This window comes from Nostoc sp. ChiVER01, from assembly GCF_034531155.1.
GTDB lineage: Bacteria > Cyanobacteriota > Cyanobacteriia > Cyanobacteriales > Nostocaceae > Nostoc.
Map to the genome: position 1 here is coordinate 101,089 of NZ_JAVRBS010000006.1, position 19,603 is coordinate 120,691.

The 19,603-nt window shown below is 39.9% G+C and carries 13 protein-coding genes and 1 pseudogene; 10 read left to right on the forward strand and 4 right to left on the reverse strand.

Annotation, left to right across the window (positions count from 1 at the left end):
• The first annotated feature begins 263 nt into the window (after positions 1–263).
• From hepC to RMY00_RS10480, 9 genes are all read left to right on the forward strand, one after another.
• Entirely contained in the window at positions 264–974 is a 711-nt protein-coding gene (gene hepC / locus RMY00_RS10440) for a heterocyst development glycosyltransferase HepC (protein ID WP_322647472.1), read from the forward strand.
• 96 nt (positions 975–1,070) lie between these two features.
• Positions 1,071–2,912, forward strand: coding sequence for a heterocyst formation ABC transporter subunit HepA (hepA, locus tag RMY00_RS10445; protein WP_322647473.1), 1,842 nt, complete (start codon positions 1,071–1,073; stop codon positions 2,910–2,912).
• Positions 2,913–3,015: 103 nt separating this feature from the next.
• Complete coding sequence (locus RMY00_RS10450) at positions 3,016–3,855, forward strand: hypothetical protein (RefSeq protein ID WP_322647474.1); 840 nt, start codon at positions 3,016–3,018, stop codon at positions 3,853–3,855.
• A 68-nt stretch (positions 3,856–3,923) separates the two neighbouring features.
• A complete protein-coding gene (locus RMY00_RS10455; protein ID WP_322647475.1) occupies positions 3,924–5,126 on the forward strand; it encodes a glycosyltransferase family 4 protein in 1,203 nt (400 codons plus the stop codon).
• Between the two features lie 60 nt (positions 5,127–5,186).
• Complete coding sequence (locus RMY00_RS10460) at positions 5,187–6,179, forward strand: glycosyltransferase family 2 protein (protein ID WP_322647476.1); 993 nt, start codon at positions 5,187–5,189, stop codon at positions 6,177–6,179.
• A 229-nt stretch (positions 6,180–6,408) separates the two neighbouring features.
• Positions 6,409–7,632 (forward strand): glycosyltransferase family 4 protein, encoded by a 1,224-nt coding sequence (locus tag RMY00_RS10465; RefSeq protein ID WP_322647477.1) that lies wholly within the window; start codon positions 6,409–6,411, stop codon positions 7,630–7,632.
• A complete protein-coding gene (locus RMY00_RS10470) occupies positions 7,550–8,476 on the forward strand; it encodes a glycosyltransferase family 2 protein (protein ID WP_322647478.1) in 927 nt (308 codons plus the stop codon). The genes RMY00_RS10465 and RMY00_RS10470 overlap by 83 nt, the downstream gene beginning before the upstream one ends.
• A gap of 76 nt (positions 8,477–8,552) precedes the next feature.
• Complete coding sequence (locus RMY00_RS10475; protein ID WP_322647479.1) at positions 8,553–9,986, forward strand: O-antigen ligase domain-containing protein; 1,434 nt, start codon at positions 8,553–8,555, stop codon at positions 9,984–9,986.
• Positions 9,987–10,072: 86 nt separating this feature from the next.
• Entirely contained in the window at positions 10,073–11,185 is a 1,113-nt protein-coding gene (locus RMY00_RS10480; protein WP_322647480.1) for a glycosyltransferase family 4 protein, read from the forward strand.
• A gap of 125 nt (positions 11,186–11,310) precedes the next feature.
• On the opposite strand, the gene RMY00_RS10485 is transcribed toward RMY00_RS10480, so the two are convergent.
• The 3 genes and pseudogenes from RMY00_RS10485 to RMY00_RS10495 form a co-directional block, all read right to left on the reverse strand.
• Positions 11,311–12,321, reverse strand: coding sequence for an SDR family oxidoreductase (locus RMY00_RS10485; RefSeq protein ID WP_322647481.1), 1,011 nt, complete (start codon positions 12,319–12,321; stop codon positions 11,311–11,313).
• 789 nt (positions 12,322–13,110) lie between these two features.
• Positions 13,111–13,221, reverse strand: a pseudogene (locus tag RMY00_RS10490) (FAD-dependent oxidoreductase); the annotation flags it as partial.
• Positions 13,222–13,568: 347 nt separating this feature from the next.
• Positions 13,569–15,395: a KAP family NTPase gene (locus RMY00_RS10495; RefSeq protein ID WP_322647482.1), complete on the reverse strand. Its 1,827-nt coding sequence runs from the start codon at positions 15,393–15,395 to the stop codon at positions 13,569–13,571.
• 822 nt (positions 15,396–16,217) lie between these two features.
• Between RMY00_RS10495 and RMY00_RS10500 the strand changes: the two genes are divergently transcribed.
• Positions 16,218–17,684, forward strand: a complete 1,467-nt coding sequence (locus RMY00_RS10500) for an MFS transporter (protein WP_322647483.1) — start codon at positions 16,218–16,220, stop codon at positions 17,682–17,684.
• 94 nt (positions 17,685–17,778) lie between these two features.
• Here the strand turns inward: RMY00_RS10500 and RMY00_RS10505 are convergent, their stop codons facing one another.
• Positions 17,779–19,047, reverse strand: coding sequence for an ATP-grasp domain-containing protein (locus RMY00_RS10505; protein WP_322647484.1), 1,269 nt, complete (start codon positions 19,045–19,047; stop codon positions 17,779–17,781).
• Between the last annotated feature and the right edge of the window lie 556 nt (positions 19,048–19,603).

Genomic DNA, 19,603 nt, shown 5'->3' on the forward strand with positions numbered 1-19,603 from the left:
CCCTCTACATATTTCTACTTTCAGTAGTTACCGGAAAATACCGATTACCCATGAATATTGATAGTAACGTTGATTTATAAACCTCTACACCAGCATAATTCTGCACAATGTGTGCTTGGCTAGGTGGCAAATAGCAATAACATATTTTGCCCTCAATTATCTCCAACTTTTTGGACTTACAACAAGATTCGGATTTGGGTCTTTGGCATTGATAGCCTTTGATAACGCCTCAGCAATTTACTCCTGTATAATCCAAAGACATTATGACAACTTCAATAATTCCAACTCTAGAGAATTTATATGATGTAACCCAGGAACACCAAGATAATCGTGGGTACTGCACACTCCAGTGGCGACGGGGTAAGCTGTTGGTGAAGCCGCTTGGACGAGTTAAACAACCATATTTGCCTTCATTAAATAGTAAGCGATCGCTAGTAGAATGCTTACAACATTCTCCGGTAAGTTTGGTAAGCATAGATCCTAAATTGGGTGAGGCTTTGCTGAGATTTTGGGCAGATGCATGTGAAGAAGCTCAAAAGCCAATATTCCTAAACATATCCGCTAGCAATAAACTGTCTAACCAACCCTTCCAACGAGTAATTGATTGGATTGCCGCTTTAGTGTTGCTGCTATTAGTAAGTCCAGTCATGTTGGGATTGATTGTGCTAATGCAGGTTTACTCACCAGGGTCACTTTTTTGCTGTGAATGGCGTGTTGGAGAACGAGGTAAACTGTTTCAGGCAATGAGGTTTCGCACGCAAAACACCACACCGCTAGGGCGTTGGATAGGTAAATCCAGTCTCGACAATCTGCCACTGTTATTTAATGTACTGCGGGGTGACATGAGTTTAACCGGATCTCGTTGTTGGACTTTAGAAGATGCAGTACAGCTAAATAAACTACCAGAAATTAAAGCTTCTTGGGAAGTAGAAGCACAGTCTCACCTGTTACATCTAGATAGCCAAACACTGTAATTTATCTGTGCGGTAAGTAATTGATGTTTTCATCTACCGCACTGAGGCTAAAACACTATAGCGGTCTATCTACCTTGCCAAACTATTATAAAATCCATGCATTTCCAATTTCCTCAAAAACTTCGTAGTCTACTTAAAGCTTCCAGCTTTTGGCAGGACAACTATTTGCTATTGCGAGAATTTAAGCACTTTCGTAAGATTGTAATTTTAGCTTTGATATTCTCAGTTCTGGCGGCAACTTTTGAAGGTGTCAGTATTGGTTTTTTACTTTCTTTTTTGCAAAGCTTAACTAGTCCCAACGCTCAACCTGTCCAAACAGGAATAGAATGGTTCGATAATTTCGTATTGGGAGCTAATTCATCGGCGATTAATCGTCTGTACCGAATATCTTCGCTGATTTTATTGAGTACTTGGTTACGTGTTGCCTTCAATTATTTTGGACAAGTATATACTGAATTATCTCAACTGCATTTTGGCGATCGCTTACGCAAACAAATTTTTGAACAGTTACAATCATTATCGTTAAGTTACTTTGCCAAAACTCGTTCTGGCGAACTAATTAACACAATAACCACAGAAATTGAGAGGATAAGACAGGGTTTCAGTGGCGCAGCATTTTTAATAACTAGAGGAATCACAACTCTTGTCTACTTGATTTCAATGTTTTTGATATCATGGCAACTGACTGTAATTTCAGCATTGCTATTTACACTTTTAGGTGTAGGTTTATCTAATCTGAATGCCAGAGTCAGAGAATCAAGTTTTGGCATGACAACTGCTAATGCTAATTTTACATCAACAGCCATAGAATTTATTAATGGCATTCGCACAGTTCATTCCTGTGGTACTCAAGAATTTGAGCGCCAGCGTTATTATAAAGCCAGTGACAAGGTAGTAAGTACTACAACTAAAGTTGTATTCACTTGGACACTTGTCAAACCAATTGCCGAAGGAGTAGCTACTACGGTATTGGTGGGAATGATTATTTTGGCATTCACTAGCCTGGTTAGTAATGGAACGCTACAAGTTGCTTCTTTGCTAACATTTTTCTTTGTCCTATTTCGCTTCATCCCGTTTGTTCAAGATATTAATGGTACTAGAGCATTTCTCAATACTCTACATGGTTCGGCAGACAATATTAAAAATTTGCTCAAAAGTGATGATAAAAATTATTTTCAGAATGGAACACTTCAGTTTAAAGCTTTAGAAAGGGCAATAAATTTAGTATCTGTAGATTTTGGCTACGATGACAAAAATATAGTGTTGCATAATGTTACCTTAACCATTGAAAAGGGGAAAATGACTGCATTAGTCGGAGCCTCTGGTGCTGGTAAAACAACTCTTGCTGATTTAATTCCTCGCTTTTATAATGCTACAGAGGGAAATGTTTATATCGATGAAGTTGATATAAGACTGTTTGAAATTAACTCTCTTCGTCGTCAAATAGCTGTAGTCAGTCAGGATACTTTTATCTTCAATACTGATGTTTGGCAAAATATTGCTTATGGTACTCCACAAGCTACTAATGAGCAAATTCAAGAAGCTGCTAAATTAGCCAATGCGCTGGAATTTATTTTAGAAATGCCTGAAGGTTTTAATACCCAATTGGGAGATCGGGGTGTTAGATTATCTGGAGGACAAAGACAGCGAATTGCTATCGCACGGGCGCTACTAAGGAACCCAGAAATTTTGATTTTGGATGAAGCGACTAGTGCTTTAGATTCTGTATCAGAGCGCTTAATTCAAGATTCATTAGAAAAGCTATCTGTGGGTAGAACAGTAATTGCGATCGCTCACCGTCTTTCTACTATTGCTAAAGCCGATAAAGTTGTAGTTTTGGAAGCAGGACGGATTGTAGAACAGGGTAAATATCAAGAATTACTAGGACGTAAAGGCAAGCTTTGGGAATATCACCAGATGCAATACTATAATTCGTAATTCGTAATACTCGCCTCCGGCGAGAAGCAAGCTACGTAATTTGTAATTGGCAAATTACGAATTAATTTCACTACTAAATTATTTATATAACTAGGAAAAATAAATGGTAAACATAGGCTATCATACTGCTAAAATTCAGGGTAGATTTAATCGTTCCTTATATAAAGCAGCCCTTTCTCAGATTGTCAGTATTCCGATAAAACAAACTCGACAAGTTCCGGTAAGTGTCTATGCTTTCTCATGTGAACGTGATTTACCAGAACAAGTAGCAAGTATTCGCTCATTCATTCGTAATGTTGGCATTCCAGATATATTCACTGTAGTTTCTGATGGTAGTTACACTGAGTCTAGTTGTAATTTACTCCGCCGTATCCATCCCTGCGTTAAGGTAATACTTTTACAAAACTTCCTGAGAACAGATTTACCTCAATGTGTTCATGATTATGCCCAACTGCATCCACTTGGCAAAAAGTTGTCAGCATTAATGTCAATTCCGGTTAATGGAGCTACGATTTACACTGATTCAGATATTTTATTTTTCCCCGGCGGTATTGATTTAATTGATTTGAGTAAATCGGACGATAAATATTCTCTTTATCTACCTGATTGTTCTATGTCACTAGATGAGCGAATTATTTATGATGATTCTGAAAAACTAAATCCAGTAAATGGTGGATTTATATTCTTTAGGCATGAATTTGACTGGAGTTTTGCTATCGAACGTTTAGCAAATCTCCAAGAAGCTCCTACTTATTTTACGGAACAAACAATTGTTCATTTGACAATGCATCACAATCATGGTAAACCTATATGCTCAAATAAATATGTTCTCAATGTAGAAGATCAGTTCATTTATCCAGATAAATCTGCAAGTAAAAACATTGCTCTCAGGCATTATGTGAGTGATGTTAGACACAAGCTTTGGTTTAATGTTGGCATATAATTTTGATGAACTTAAGCCTCTATTTAGATGACAAACACAGTTAGTAATAACGTAAAACATGGTGGTTAATGCTTAACTCAATCAATGATGCCAAGCGAAGTGATGAACAGTTGGACAGAGGTATTTTTGAAGAAGACCTAATTTATCAATGCTCCAATTTCGATGTAGGCGAGGGCGGAGGTGTTGAAACTTATTTAGCCTCTCTATTTGAACATCGACCACCTGAAGTTAGCGATCGCGTGATAAAATCGCTTAAGAATGTTGACCAAAGCCAGTTTAAGCTGCTGCACCTCCACAGCCCAGATTTACTTTTGCAGCTTACAGGCGAGTGTCCTACGGTTTTCAGCGTTCATAATCACTCATTGTACTGTCCTAGCGGCACAAAGTATTTAGCTGGACAAGGAAAAATCTGCGATCGCAATTTCTCTTACTTAGGTTGTACCTGGGGTAAATTAGCAGACAAATGTGGTAGTCGTAGACCTTTAAGAACTCTTAAAGAACTGCAAAATACTCATCAGCTATTAGATGTCTTAAAAAAGGTAAAAATTACTTTTGTTGCTAATAGCGAATACGTGCGTCAAGAGTTGATTAAAAACGGTGTAAACTCTGAGAAGATTGTAACGTTACATTGTGGTATTTCTATACCAAAAATAACCGTTGCACCTTTGAGTTTAGATATCCATCAAAATCATAGAATTTTGTTTGTTGGTCGCATTGTTTCTGATAAAGGTTTAGAATGGTTACTCAAAACCTTAATACATACAAATCCGCAAATCAAACTTGATATTGCAGGTGAAGGCTGGGAACGACCACGCTTAGAAAGGTTAGCAAATACACTCGGATTAAGTAACCGAATTACTTGGCATGGTTGGTGCGATCGCAACACATTAAATAACCTTTACGAACAATGTTTTGCAGTCATCTTTCCTAGCGTTTGGCCTGAACCTGCGGGTCTTGTAACTCTAGAAGCATACTCTCGTTATCGACCTGTAATTGGTAGTGCAGTCGGAGGGATTCCAGAACATTTACGAGATGGAGAAACAGGTATTCTTGTTCCAGGTAATGATATCAAAAAACTGGCTGATGCGATTCATAATTTGTATGGAGATTATGAAAAAAGCCGATACATGGGAGAACAAGGTCATGCTTTATTAATGAGAGAATTTACCATGAATGCTCATGTGAATAATCTTCAAACAATTTATGCAAAAACAATAGCTGAATTTCCTTTTAGAGCCAAAAAAGTGTATAGCATTTCTCAAGTGAAATAAGCTTAGGTTTTGTATATCAAATTGTCCATATTTTAACTACGAAATATAAAGGAAAAAACTATGTCATTGTCTCAAGAATCCCAACAGCCTTTGGTTAGCGTTATTATCCCCACCTATAATAGACCAGAGTATCTTAAGCAAGCGATCGCTAGCGCTGTTAAACAAACTTATCAAAATATCGAAATTATTGTTTCTGATAATTGTAGCCCAGAAAATCCTCAAGCACTTGTGGAATCTTTTGGTGATTCACGTATAATATTTTGGCGACATCAGCAAAATGTAGGTATGCTTGCTAATCAGCAGCATGGCTTCAAGATAGCGCGAGGTAAATATGTTGCTAGCCTCCATGATGATGATATCTGGAATGAAGATTTTTTAGCAAAGCTAGTACCACCTCTAGAAGCAAATTCTGAATTAATTCTCGCTTTTTGTGACCAATATATTATAGATGCTAATAGCATAATTAATCATGCTGGAACTGAAGAAAATACACGCGGTTATAAGCGAGACAAACTAGCAAAAGGAATTCATCAACCTTTTTACAAAATTGGATTGGTAGATAAAAGCATACCCACTGCTGCATCTTGTGTGATTCGTAATAATATTATCGATTGGGATAGTATGCCCTCAGAAGTTGGCGGAATGTGGGATTTATATTTAACTTATCTCTGTTGTATATCTGGTTACGGTGCTTACTATTATCCAGAAAGATTGACGCGATATCGCGCCCATGAGCAAACTGATACTATGCTCAGTGGTAGTCGAGATATGCAAGCAAAAATCCGCAAAGCTAAAAGCGAAATGTTTTGTTATCAAGTCTTTATGAAAGACGCTCAGTTACAGCAATTTAAAAGTTACTTTCAACAAAAATGGTTAGAAGCTAATACAACTTTGGGAATTGGTTTGCTACGAAGTGAACAGATAGCCGCAGCACGTCCATATTTTTGGCAGGCGTTGAATCAACAAAAATTTGATGTGCGAACTGTGGCTGCACTAACTCTTAGTTTTACTCCGCGTTTTTTCGCAGAAAAATTAATAGAAATCTCTAAATGATAGAGGAATAGTGTCTAAATTCTAGATTAGACCTCTTGCAAAAATCCTTGAATTACCCCTCCCCAACCCTCCCCTTGTGAAGGGGAGGGGGCAAGATTTCAAGTTTCCCCCCTTTATAAGGGGGGTCTATTCTTTTAACGAACCGCAGAGACGCAGAGGGAACAGAGGTAATAAAAATCTTTTTACTTTGCGTCTTTGTTTTCGCTTATTTTACCAAGCAAGGTAGTGTATGAAATTTTGTATTGTTACTCATAAAATCAAAAAAGGAGATGGTCAGGGGCGAGTAAACTACGAAGTAGCTCAAGAAGCAATTTGTCGTGGTCATCAACTGACATTATTGGCTAGTGAAGTCGCACCAGAACTAGAAGAGAATAGTCAAGTTAATTGGATTAAAATTCCAGTCAAAGGCTATCCGACAGAATTTGTTCGCAATTTGATATTTGCCCAAAAAAGTGCAGATTGGTTACGTCAACATCGCTTTGAAATTGATTTAGTTAAAGTCAATGGCGCAATTAATCTGGCTGCGGCTGATGTAAATGCTGTACATTTTGTCCATAGTTCATGGTTGCGATCGCCTGTTCATATTTCCCGCAACCGTCGAGACTTATATGGTTTGTACCAATGGCTGTTTACGGCTTTTAATGCGCGTTGGGAAAAACAGGCTTTCCAAAAAGCCCAGGTTGTGGTGGCTGTCTCCGAAAAGGTAGCACAGGAATTAATTAACATTGGTGTGCCGCGTTCTCGGATTCGTGTAATTATCAATGGCGTTGATTTAGAAGAGTTTGCCCCTGGCCCAAGTGTAGGCGTAGCCCGCCGTAGGCATCGCCAAAAATTAGGTTTAACGGAGAATGTCACCTTAGCATTGTTCGCCGGAGATATCCGCACACCCAGAAAGAACTTAGATACGGTGTTGCACGCGTTGGCGAAAGTTCCCGATTTACATTTGGTGGTGGTAGGACACACACAAGGTAGCCCTTTCCCAGAATTAGCAGCATCTTTGGGGTTAAGCGATCGCGTGCATTTTGTGGGATTTCGCCGTGATATCCCCCAAATTATGCAAGCAGTAGATTTATTTGTTTTTCCTTCCCGATACGAAGCTTGTAGTCTCGTATTGTTAGAAGCACTTTCTTCAGGACTGCCTGTAATTACTGCCACAGCCACCGGGGGCGGAGAGTTGGTGACACCAGAATGTGGCATCGTCTTATCCGACTCAGATGATATTGATGCTTTGGCTGTGGCGTTGATGTCCTTGGTGAGCGATATCCCGTTGATACAGCAAATGGGCAAAGCAGCTCGTTCTGTGGCAGAAAAACATAGCTGGACTACTATGGCACAAACTTATGTGGATCTATTCGAGGAGTTAAGCAAGAATGCGGAACACCGTTCTGATACCGACTTATCGCCGTCCACAAGACCTATCACGCTGCCTTTTGGCGCTACAGGAGCAAACTAAACCGGTTGATCAGGTGATAGTAGTTGTCCGTGACACGGATGCAGAAACTTGGGAATTTCTAGCACAATTAAACGCGCCCAATCTGCCATTGCATACTGTGAAAGTCACACAACCGGGAGTAGTAGCAGCCCTCAACGCCGGACTAGCAGCAGTGGAGGGTGATATTGTTTCCATTACTGATGATGATGCTGCACCTCACCCAGATTGGTTAGAGCGCATCGCCGCTTACTTTACCTGTGATAGCCACCTCGGCGGACTGGGAGGGCGTGATTGGATATACCACGGCAGCAAACTAGAAGACGAATCCCGCCCAGTAGTGGGACAGTTGCAATGGTTTGGCCGAGTGATTGGCAACCATCACCTGGGAGTAGGAGAACCTCGCGAAGTTGATATTCTCAAGGGCGTAAACATGAGTTTTCGTACCCAAGCAATCGGACAACTACGCTTTGACGAGCGGATGCGCGGTACTGGAGCGCAGGTACATTTTGAAATGGCATTCACTCTGACATTAAAACGGGCAGGTTGGAAGATAATTTACGATCCTAATGTTGCTGTAGATCACTATCCGGCACAACGTTTTGATGAAGACCAGCGAAATAATTTTAATGAAATTGCCTTTATTAATTTAGTCCATAATGAAACCTTAGTTTTATTAGAGCATTTGCCATTTATCCGCCGGATTATATTTTTATTCTGGGCAGTATTTGTGGGTACATGCGATAGCTTGGGTTTCGTCCAATGGCTGAGATTTTTACCTAGCCAAGGGCAGTTGGCAGGGAAAAAATTGCTGGCATCTTGGCGTGGACGTTGGCAAGGATATAAACAATTTGTCATTGGTCATTAGTCATTTGTCATTGGTCATTGCAGACTAATTATTTCATTTGGGATTTTTTATGTGTAAATCTAAAATCTAAAATTGAATGAATTATAGACAGATACTTTTCAATAGTTTTTTACAAGAAAGCTATTCTCCCGAAGAGCGATCGCAACAGGGTTGGATGGCGATCGCAGGCTTTATATTACTAACTGTAGTTTGCTATTTTGCTGGTGCTACTGCCGCATTACGCCTAATTTATCCGGTGATGGCTTTGATAGTAGCCATATTTTTATACTTGCGGCATCCCATTCTCTACATCAGCTTTACTTGGTGGATCTGGTTTCTCACGCCCTTAGCTACCCGTTTGGTTGACTATCGGGTGGGCTGGGACGCTACCCGTCAGATGCTCATCGCACCATACTTAGTAGTATTTGTCACTATTGCAACATTCTTCCGACACTTTCCCCGCGCTTCACGTCAAGGGGGATTGCCGTTTGTTTTAGCTTTTATCGGAGTCTTCTATGGCTTTTTAATCGGTCTAATTTATAATCCACCAATCCCTGTAGCACGCGGGTTGATGGATTGGCTCAGTCCGATCATTTTCGCTTTTCACTTATTTATCAACTGGCGAGATTATCCCAGCTATCGCCAGAATATTCAACGAACATTTCTTTGGTCTGTGTTAATTTTAGGAGCGTATGGCGTATATCAATTCGTCGTGGCTCCTGAATGGGATAGGTACTGGCTCATCCAATCAAAACTATTCATGAGTTCTGGAAATCCTGTACCTTTCGGGATGCGCGTCTGGAGTACATTGCACTCAGTCGGCCCCTTTGGTTCCGTTATGCAAGCTGGGTTGCTGTTGTTATTTACCAGTTCAGGAAACTTAATTTTTCCTGCTTCAGTTGTTGGTTACTTGTCCTTCCTGTTGACACAAGCACGTACTAATTGGGGAGGCTGGTTATTAGGAATAATTATGATCGTGGGTTCAGTCAAAACCCGGATTCAAATGCGCTTAATCATCATAATTGCGGTGATGGCAATTTGTGTTGTGCCATTGACAACCATTGAACCAATTGCTGGGGTTGTAGCAGCTCGTTTACAAACTTTTTCTAATCTTGAAGAAGATAACAGTTTTAAAGATAGATCGGGAAGTTACGATAAAAACCTTGGTTTAGCCCTTTCTAATGGTCTAGGTAATGGCTTAGGAAATATTTGGAAAGTTAACGAAAAAACTGGACAAATTGAAGTAGTGGTAATTGATAGTGGCATTTTAGATATGTTTTTCACCCTTGGTTGGTTTGGAGCCATCTTTTATATGGGTGGATTAATTTTTTTAATTATCAGTGTCAGCAGTTATGGTGAAGGTCGTTTCGATAGTTTTATTAGTGCTGCCCGCGCTATCGGTATCAGTTCTTCCACACAGCTAATTATCGGTAGTGGCATGTTAAGTGTGGCAGGGATGATTCTTTGGGGATTTTTAGCTATGGCTATGGCAGGACACAAGTATTATCAACATCAAAAGAATTATGAATAAATCCGAAAACATTTGACTGGATACAAATTATTTTTTGCCGTTAGTTAAAAAACAAAATCTTACAACTTAAATAGGACTGATATATTATGAAAGCAATTATTGTAATGCCACTTGCCGAGCAACGAGGTGGCGGTGAAATGATGCTTTGGGATTTGGTGCAACAGGGACGTAATGTCGGTGTCGAGTGGCTGGTGATATTTTTAGAAGACGGCCCGATGGTTGAGCAAGTAAAGTCCCTTGGCATTGATGCGCGAGTTGTAGAAAGTGGACGTTTACGCCAAATCCACCGTTTTGTTGCCGCCGTTTTTCGGATAGCTGCGATCGCCCGCCGCGAACGTGCAGATATAATTGTCAATTGGATGTGGATCACGCATATATCTGGAGGTTTAGCAGCAATGCTGGCGGGCTTGCCTGCTGTATGGTATCAGCTAGAAGTACCTAGCGATAAAACTTGGCTAGTACGAATCGCTACTTTAATCCCAGCCCGTGCAATTATCACTCTCTCCCAAGATGGTAAGCAAGCACAGGCAGAGATTTGGCCGCACAGACCAACACCATTAGTTTATCCTGGTGTCGCATTAGACCGATTTGAGCCTAATGCTTTGCCGTCTCCAGAAGAAGCACGGCGAAAGCTGGGCTTACCTTTACACGGGCCATTGATTGGAATTGTTGGACGATTGCAACGATGGAAGGGAATGCACGTATTGGTGCAAGCAATGCCAAAAATTTTACAGAAGTATCCTGATGCTCATTGTGTAGTAGTTGGCGGTAAGCACGATTTAGAACCAGATTATGAGGATTTTTTAAAAGCCGAAATCGCCGCCTTGGGCTTGAAAGAGCAAGTAATTATGGCTGGTTTACAGCGTAATATCCCAGAGTGGGTACAGGCGATGGATGTATTCGTTCACGCATCGGATAAAGAGCCGTTTGGGATTGTGATTATTGAGGCGATGGCGTTGGGTAAACCTGTGATTGCTGGTGATGCTGGCGGCCCGACGGAGATTATTACCGATGGCATGAATGGATTATTAACACCTTACGGTGATGCAGAGAAGTTAGCGATCGCAATTCTCCGTTATCTTGACGAGCAAGAATTTGCCCAAAGTGCCGGAGTAGCTGCCAGACAACGCGCCCTCGATTTCTCAACGCAGAATTATGCTCAAAACTTTATTAGTGTACTTCGTTCTGCTAAAGCTTGATCCTCAATACTGGCAAGGGAAGAAGAGAAGCTGTTCTTGAGAGAAGAATTAATTACTCAACAATAACCCTCCCCCCTGCTCCCCTGCCATCAAAGTATGGGATCTTTTTTTGATTGGAAGCCCCTTTATCCTTGCTCTTTGATTACTTGAGCTACTAGAAACGCTAATGCTGCTGTACCAGCGATCGCACCCCACTGAAGAAACGGATTTTTTTCTAGCCAGTCGGAAAGACTAGGTATAACTAAGTGACCATAATCTCCGTTAACTCTGTCGTCTTCAGCAACAGGTTGATAAAAATTATTTGGTGCATCTTCAGACTTCGGCTCGGAACTATGCTGTAACTTGAAGCCGACGAGCAATAACAGTGAATCTACTAATGATGGGGAAATGCGCTGTACCAAATCTAATATTTTAGCTACATCCCCAACCAAGTAGTCACGAGTTGGATGTTCGGCTGTATAGAGGATAGCATCAGCTACAAGCTTAGGCTCGTAGTAAGGTGGTATCCCGGCAGGCTTTACGCCTAATTTCGTCCGGCCATTGTTCCAGAAGGGGGTGTTGATCACTGCTGGCTTCACACTTGTGACGCTAATAGGCCATTTTTCATGTTGCAACTCAACACGCATCGCTTCAATAAAGCCCTCGACTCCATGCTTGGCTGACGAGTAAGCACTTTGGTAGGGGAGCGATCGCCTACCTTCCATTGAAGAGACATGGATTAATGCTCCCTTACCCTCACGCTTTAGATGTGGTAGGGCCGCCATTGCACCATACACCTGTCCCATAAGATCGACATCAATAACATGCTTAAACTCTTCTGGTGTTGTATTGTCGAAAGTTGCAAAGATGCCAATAGCGGGGACATGTACCCATGTATCGAGTCGCCCGTAGACTTCCACAGTTTTATCTGCGATCGCCTTAACTTGCTCAAATACTTCTACATCAGCCACGCAATAAGTTGCCTCGCCGCCAAAGCTGCGAATCTCTTCCACCAAAGACTTTAGCTTTGACTCACCACGAGCGGAAACTACCACTTTTGCCCCACGTCTAGCAAACTCAAGAGCTGCGATCCGTCCGATACCACTGGAAGCTCCAACGACCGAAACAACCTGCTGATTGATTGGCTTTAATTTCATAAATCTTACTCCTTAAAAAGATAGGGATTCGGGATTAAAAGAATTGTTTCCCAATCCCCTGTCACAGGTAGACAAGCAAAAAACTGGTTTAACGCATCGTTCAATAACTACTGAAGACAAATCTGCTAAGACATCTCCAAATTTACTAAGTCGCGTGCGTACTGCTGAGAGAATATAAGCTTCTTCCATACTTCTCATAACTTTAGGGAGTTTGGAATTTAAAAATAATGAAACAACTTTGAATTTTAAATCAATTATTTCTAGCTTCTGTAATAAATTGCTTTTGCTTAAATGATTGATTTTGCACTAATAAGCATAGTTTTAGTTAAACTCAAAGCAAATTAATTTACGTAATATTACTTTACAATAAAGTTTTTAGCAATAAATCATTCTTTAGAAATAAACAAAGCTTTCTATAAAAATATAACCTTAATCTAATTCCAATACGGTTCAGTTAAGGTTAAAACTTTGTTATCCAAGTCAATTTTTTAACGTAGACGCTTCTCTACGAGACGCTACGCGTAGCTTGCTTCCCGAAGGGTACGGCTTGCCGCAGGCTACCGCTAAGGCACAGAGGATGCAGAGAGAAGAAAGAGAGAGAAAAAATTGCTTAAGTGAACTGTATTGAATCTAATTCAACAGGATTAAATATATAGGACTAATGTTTGATTTATGAAAAAGCTCGGTACAAATTAAAAGCATAATTCCCTATTCCCTACTCCCCACTCCCCGCTCACGGAGATAATTTCAAAAATCAAATACGATTCCTATAATTAATTAAGCATAATAAAGCGATCGCCCTTCTAATAATAGGACGCTGTAACCAGCTTTCAAAAGGTAGCCAGCACAAACTAAGCCATTATGACCAGCGCCAATAATTACAACGTCATACGATTCCATGAGTGCAATGGGGGGATTAAAGTATATTCCCCGATATTAGAAAGTGCTGAAGATATCTAAATCTTTCGTAGGTTATAGAATATTTATATATCTAGTAGTAGTGTTTTTCTCAAACAGAATTCAGGAGTCAGGAGTCAGAATTCAGAATGAATTTTAACCGAAAAAGCGTCTGAATTACCGGGTTTAAAACCCCCATAAAATCGTAGATTTGGTGGTTTTCAATTAGTCGCAGGTCTGAATCTCCGACTGATAGCGTAGCGTTAACAAGTCATCGATAGCGGAGCGGTAGCGAGTATTTTCGAGTAGCGTCTTTATTCTGGCTCCTGAATTCTGACTTCTTCTTAAAATTATTTATAGTTAGTATCAGTTTTTACCTCTATGCTGGCAGTCATTTCTTCCAGTTTTTTGAGATGCTGTGCATTCACAAGCCATTTTTCATCATAGTTAGATTTATCTGTACCATATTGACTTTGTTGCTCTTTTAATATTGCAATTTCATGATTAATTATTGGTAAGGCTTTTCCTTGGGTAATTAATTTTTTTAGCAACTCAAACCGTGATGTTTCATTAATTTGACGCAAGAGTTGTGAGATACAACGACTAATAATAACTTCATTGCTAAAAGCAAGAATGCTATGAGATTCATCATCTTGAGATAATAATTGCTCACTGACATCAAACAAAGCTTCTACAACTGAAGGGATGTAATTTACAGGAATTTCTTCAGTGGAATTTTCTAGCTGTTCTATAAACACTCTGGCTTGCGTTGTGCCGTTTGGAAGTTTTTGTCTAGTAAGTTCTATCAAATAACTTCTAAACTTCTCTGTATTTTCAACCAAACCAAGGATAATTTTTATCTGAATATTAGACAATTCACCTGCTGATAACGACAGACGAAAGTAAATAGGAAATATTTCTAAACTACATATACGTAGCTGTTCGCGCCATTCTAACTCTTGCTTTTCATCTAAAGAAGTATTACCCAAAATGAATTTCAACTTAGGAAAAAGGTGCATTAGCAGGTTTTTAATAGGCTGCTTGTCTTCATCTCGCAGTTGAGCAATCCAGGTATTCAGAAGATTTTTGAGTTCGTCTATCGAAAAGTTTACCTCTCCTACAAAAATATGAGGATTTTGATGGATTGTACTATAAATTTTTGGGCAAAAGACTCGCAAAGACTCAATAGCAAGGAAATCAACAGGATTTACTTCATCTTTTACTGCTGGATAGGTCACTGTTAAAGTATTAATAAAACGAGTAATATCGCGGATGTTAGTAATAAAGTGTTCTATTCCTTGAAAGTAAATATCACCCCAGCGAGTTTGGTTTATTTTTTGTTTTGGTGTTTGAGAAAATATATTATCTAGTTTTTCAAAAAGCAGCCGACGAAGTGAAGTTTTATCAGGATTAGGTAACTCAAAACTAACTTGAATAATCTGTTCTAAGTATGCTTCTTCAGATATTTCTTTAGTATCTGCAATTGTTCTCATTACAACTTCTTTATTAAAAACAAGAAGATAGACAAGATTAGTAAAATTTCGCATTGCTTTAATAATACGAAATAACTGCTTGATATCTTCCGCAGACAACCGATCAATATCGTCTATTGTTACGACTATTCGCCGTTGCTGCTGTGCTAAGGTGTCTTCTACTTCTTCTTTTAATTCGCCAGCTTCTTTATCCTTATCGTCCAATAATGCTGCTAATGCCTTGCCAGTTTGAGCATAAGGTAGAGGAATGTCTGAAATAACGGCGGCAAAATCGGCTACTCTCTCCCTCAAACTTTTTGGTACAGATGACTGTTGGCTTAAAGCGTTTTTTAATTGGTCAAAAAAGCGCCTTGTAATATTTTGGTGTCCAGAGAATAACCAAGGATTAAAAGGAACGATGATTGGTTTCTCCTTCTCTGGCTTTTGTTGAAGATAGTGAACTACAAAGTTTAATAATGTAGATTTGCCAGAGTTCCAAGAACCGTAAACTGCAATAACGAAACCTTCAGGATAGGTCATTCTGCAAATACTTTCCGCTAGATACTTGGCAAAGTTTGCATGTCCTAGTAAGTCTTTTTCTGGATCGACTAAGGAGCTATCTGTCGATATATCGTTAATTTCCGTCTGTGCCATAAAAAAGTTTTTTATTGATGTTGCGATCGCCTCCGGCGGCGCATAGCCCATCCTTGCACATTCTGTAAGATGAGCAATGATACCTCACGATAGAAATTTCTAGTAAATAATTTCCTCAAGGCTTATACAATTGGTTACATATTAGTTATTTAGTATCGCTGTTAACAGGTTGAATAAACAAACAGCGTTGGGGTGGAAATCCTATCTCCATGTCATCTAGTAAAATTACTCATAGAAGTTCAATTTAACCCCCGATCCTAACTATTGATTATATAAATTCAGTATTATTTCTGTCTATGTGTACTAGTGCCAGCTAAATTTTAAGTTACCTTTACAAAGGTATTAATTCTTAAGAGTGAATTTAGCGAGTATCGATTATTCTATCCCCACAAAATATTAATTAACTGCTAAAAATATATATATAAGAAGGAAGCTTTTAGCGAAATCTGTATACATAAAATTAAATTTATGTCAATTAATTGGCTTTTTTGATTAGAAGCCTGAGTGCTGCTATATGACGCCTGTTTTTCTGCAAAAGCAGCCTATAGTCAATACTTACTATGAACTAGGGCGCGTTTTTGAATTATTATATCCCCCAAACCCCCGATAAATTGGGGGATTTTAAGAGACTCCAATGAAGCTTTTTTAAGGAAAGTCAGTTCTATCTTGCGGTTTCCCCAGCAAGTGGCGTGAATTTATGGACATCTAAAAATTTAGAAGGCAAACGAGTAGTTTGAAAACACACTCTAGTCTTTTGCCCAGGCAAGGGATTGCAATACGTTAAAGCTTATTGATGAAATATTATATAAGTTTTACTAATTGTGGCTAATAGTAGTTATAACAATTTAACTCTTTAAATATTGATCAGATAATATGGTTCAGTCCCAAGAAGATGATATTTCAGTAGAAGCTAGCTCTCTTCCCCCTGTCCCCATTCAAGAAGTCTCAGAAGATAGAGCATTAACAGAGACGGTACTTTTTCCAACTCCGAAACTGTTTTTGAAAATTTCTAAGCTAGAAATTCGTAAAAGCCTTACAGCACTAACTTATGAGAGTGTCTTTGCTACGATTTTTTATAGTGTCATCGGCGGCGCGTTGCTCAGTAATTTCTTGCTAGAGTTAGGTGCTGGGCCAGTAGAAATTGGTTTGCTCGCCGCTATCCCTCAGATGGTAAATCTGCTGCAACCACTGGGAGCATATTTGGTAAACCGAAGTACCAGCTTTCGCTGGTATTTTCTGTGTATTTTCATTCCATCGCGGTTGGTGTGGTTGATTCTTCTGCCGGCGATTGTCTTGGTTACTTCATCTCATCTTGCTGGATACCAAGTAGTACAGTTGACTTTGGCAATTATCTTGCTAAGTAATATTATTGAAGCTTTCGGTCGTGCGCCTTGGCTTGGGTGGTCAGCTGTGTTAGTACCTCAACGGTTGCGGGGGCGATATTTCGGCTTTCGCAATAGTCTTGTCGGCTTAACTAACCTTGTTGGTGTGCCTTTGCTAGGTTTAGCAGTATCGGTTTGGCCTGGTGGAACAGTTCAAGGCTATGGTGCAATGTTGGTTTTAGGAATTTTGCTAGGGCTAATCAGTCAAATGTGTCAGTTCTGGATGACTGATGTAAATCCGCAGCTTTTAACAGCCACAGGTTCAGATACATCCCAACCTCAATCTCATGGTATAGATTTTAGCTTTCTCAAAGATGCTAATTTTTGCAAGTTTGTACTTTACTTGAGTGTTTGGTGCTTTGCTGTTAACATTAGCGCTCCTTTCTTTAACCTCTATATGCTGGATAACCTGAATATAGATATTAGTGTGGTAACGATTTATCACGGTTTAGGAACTGGTGCGAACATGTTAATACTGCTTTTATGGGGGAAACTGGCCGACCGAATTGGGAATCGTCCGCTACTGCTATTGGTGGGAGTCTTGGTGGCGGTGACACCTCTGTTGTGGCTAGGAGTCGGAAGCGATCAAATGTCTTTTTGGATCTGGCTACCTTTATTACATATACTAACTGGTGGGACGTGGGCGGCAATTGATTTGTGTACTAATAATCTGATGATGGAAATATCACCAGTGCGTTATCAGTCGAGTTATTTTGCGATCGCAGGTGCAGTTGCTGGTATAACTGGAGCAATGGGTATCACTGTTGGTAGCTTTCTAACAACTCTACCTTTTATCGAAGGTTTGCTGGGGCTGTTTGTTCTCTCAGGCTTACTACGAATAGCTGCACTTGTGTTTTTGGCTTTTGTTCAAGAACCGCGCTCAGTACCAGTGAGTCAGCTAATGCGAGTCCTGTTTCCCATCAAACCGTCACCTAATCTGATTGAAGTAAAAGAATAAGTTGTTAACTATTAATAGGGGCAGGGTTTGCCTTTTATTACCTGCCTCATTAAGTTCATCAAATAATTCTGTTTTTTCACCTTAGTAGTGCTGTTTAAGGGAGCCATTGTAAACCTTTATTCTGTAATTTACGCTCGATATGCTGCATTTCCTCGATATTTTCTCCAGTAACGATCGCATAAATATCAGTGTTGATTTTTCCGTATTTAATTTTCTCTAAAGCCGACAAAATGATTAAATCCTTGCGATCTAGTTCTGGTTTTAAGGTGGCTAAAATTGAGTCTAATGTTCCTTCCATGCGGTAGTCACTGGAATATTTAGCTACTCCTTTTCCCAATCCCATTAGGGTATTACGCTGTAAGCACAACGGAGTTGAGCCATTGACTCGGAAATTGGCATCGATCGCATACAATTGTCCGTCTTTGTCTTCCAGCACATCAAAGCCAATCACGCCAAAATAACCCTGTTTGTGAGCATACTGACCAACGTTAGCAATCATCTCAAAGAACTTGCTCATGTCAGTGTTGCGGTAGTCAATCAGTCCGCCTAAATAGTTACCTTCTGGAGTGACGAGTTGGCCGGTAGTGCCGATTAGGGTTATCTCTCCTAGCTTGTTGACATAGAACTGTACGCAGTAATTTTGCACCTCGTTCTTGACAAACTCCGAGACAATAATCGTATCGAGCAACTTAATATTCAGATATTTCCTAATCTCTTCAAGACAATAGTTCAAATCGCTGGGACTTTTGATGATATAAGTGCCTTCTCCTGAAAGTCCGTGGGACGTTTTAATTAAGTAGGGAAATTCTGGTAATTGAATGTCTTCAAGATTAACTTGGTGTAGATTGTAGCTCTTGTATTTTGGGCATTGCACTCCCAATTCGGCTAGGGTTACTTTGCTGAGTAAGCGGTAATGAGTGTCTGGATCAACAGCGTGTTTTTCAGGTTTGAGGCGATCAAAGGGAAATAGACTAATGAGTTTATCAAAGCGTTCGCTGTGGCTGAGATCATCTAGATAAGTCGAGCAATCCATCATCGATGTATTGGAGTGGCTGAAGCCGAAATGCTCTTGCCAGTAGCCAATTAGCGATATTGGTGGTGGAATAATCACAATTCCGGGAATGCGATCGCCTAATACAGCCAGAATCTTCCAAGGTTCCTTCTGACAAATCTTGTCAAAGGAGGTTTTAGTGGCTTCACTACTACCATCTTGAATAAAATATTTGTTCCGGTTGGGATAAGCAGCCCAACTAGCAGTTGCAGGGTAATTTAAAATAAACCCATAAGATCCATCTGTGATATCTTGAGCAAACAGATCAGAAAGAGTACTCCCTTGAAAATAATGAAAGTCGTATTTTGACATCTAATCCTCCGAGAAACCGCATCCACAAAGGGATGCGTTTGTTTATATTAAATAAGTTTCCAATATGATGTTCGGGCAATTAAGCATAATACGCTCAAACCCACCCCGCCAAAGCTATGCTTTGTCTCCCTGCCCCTAATCCCCAGAGGGGGCCCCGAGTTCCCCGCAGGCGGGGAGGGGTTGGGGGTGGGGTTCTTTTATTATGGGTAATTTGGCAAAGATTATATAACACGAACTTGGAAAAACAAGGCTATATATTCAAACTTGAAAACTCAGATGTAATTTAGCTTCATTAACTACGCATTACCTTAGCGTAGCCCATTACGAATTGGTATAGGACTCCTATTTTATTTTTAAAATAACTCGCCCTCAACTCGAAAAGGCTGATTCCCTACTCCCTACTACTTCGGCTTCTCTGCGAGACGCTATGCGTTAGCGGAGCTTTCGCTTTAGCGATACGCTCAGTACAAGTCCTTATACCATTTCACGAAAAATTTGATACAGATGCAAACCTTGAAAGCATTGCTGTATCTAATTTTTTTAATTGCGTTAGCGG

What these genes read in the sequence shown, in the direction of transcription:
- hepC (WP_322647472.1), top strand. Translation starts at nt 264, where the DNA reads ATGACAACTTCAATAATTCCAACTCTAGAGAATTTATATGATGTAACC.
- hepA (WP_322647473.1), top strand. Translation starts at nt 1,071, where the DNA reads ATGCATTTCCAATTTCCTCAAAAACTTCGTAGTCTACTTAAAGCTTCC.
- RMY00_RS10450 (WP_322647474.1), top strand. Translation starts at nt 3,016, where the DNA reads ATGGTAAACATAGGCTATCATACTGCTAAAATTCAGGGTAGATTTAAT.
- RMY00_RS10455 (WP_322647475.1), top strand. Translation starts at nt 3,924, where the DNA reads ATGCTTAACTCAATCAATGATGCCAAGCGAAGTGATGAACAGTTGGAC.
- RMY00_RS10460 (WP_322647476.1), top strand. Translation starts at nt 5,187, where the DNA reads ATGTCATTGTCTCAAGAATCCCAACAGCCTTTGGTTAGCGTTATTATC.
- RMY00_RS10465 (WP_322647477.1), top strand. Translation starts at nt 6,409, where the DNA reads ATGAAATTTTGTATTGTTACTCATAAAATCAAAAAAGGAGATGGTCAG.
- RMY00_RS10470 (WP_322647478.1), top strand. Translation starts at nt 7,550, where the DNA reads ATGCGGAACACCGTTCTGATACCGACTTATCGCCGTCCACAAGACCTA.
- RMY00_RS10475 (WP_322647479.1), top strand. Translation starts at nt 8,553, where the DNA reads ATGAATTATAGACAGATACTTTTCAATAGTTTTTTACAAGAAAGCTAT.
- RMY00_RS10480 (WP_322647480.1), top strand. Translation starts at nt 10,073, where the DNA reads ATGAAAGCAATTATTGTAATGCCACTTGCCGAGCAACGAGGTGGCGGT.
- RMY00_RS10485 (WP_322647481.1), bottom strand. Translation starts at nt 12,321, where the DNA reads ATGAAATTAAAGCCAATCAATCAGCAGGTTGTTTCGGTCGTTGGAGCT.
- RMY00_RS10495 (WP_322647482.1), bottom strand. Translation starts at nt 15,395, where the DNA reads ATGGGCTATGCGCCGCCGGAGGCGATCGCAACATCAATAAAAAACTTT.
- RMY00_RS10500 (WP_322647483.1), top strand. Translation starts at nt 16,218, where the DNA reads ATGGTTCAGTCCCAAGAAGATGATATTTCAGTAGAAGCTAGCTCTCTT.
- RMY00_RS10505 (WP_322647484.1), bottom strand. Translation starts at nt 19,047, where the DNA reads ATGTCAAAATACGACTTTCATTATTTTCAAGGGAGTACTCTTTCTGAT.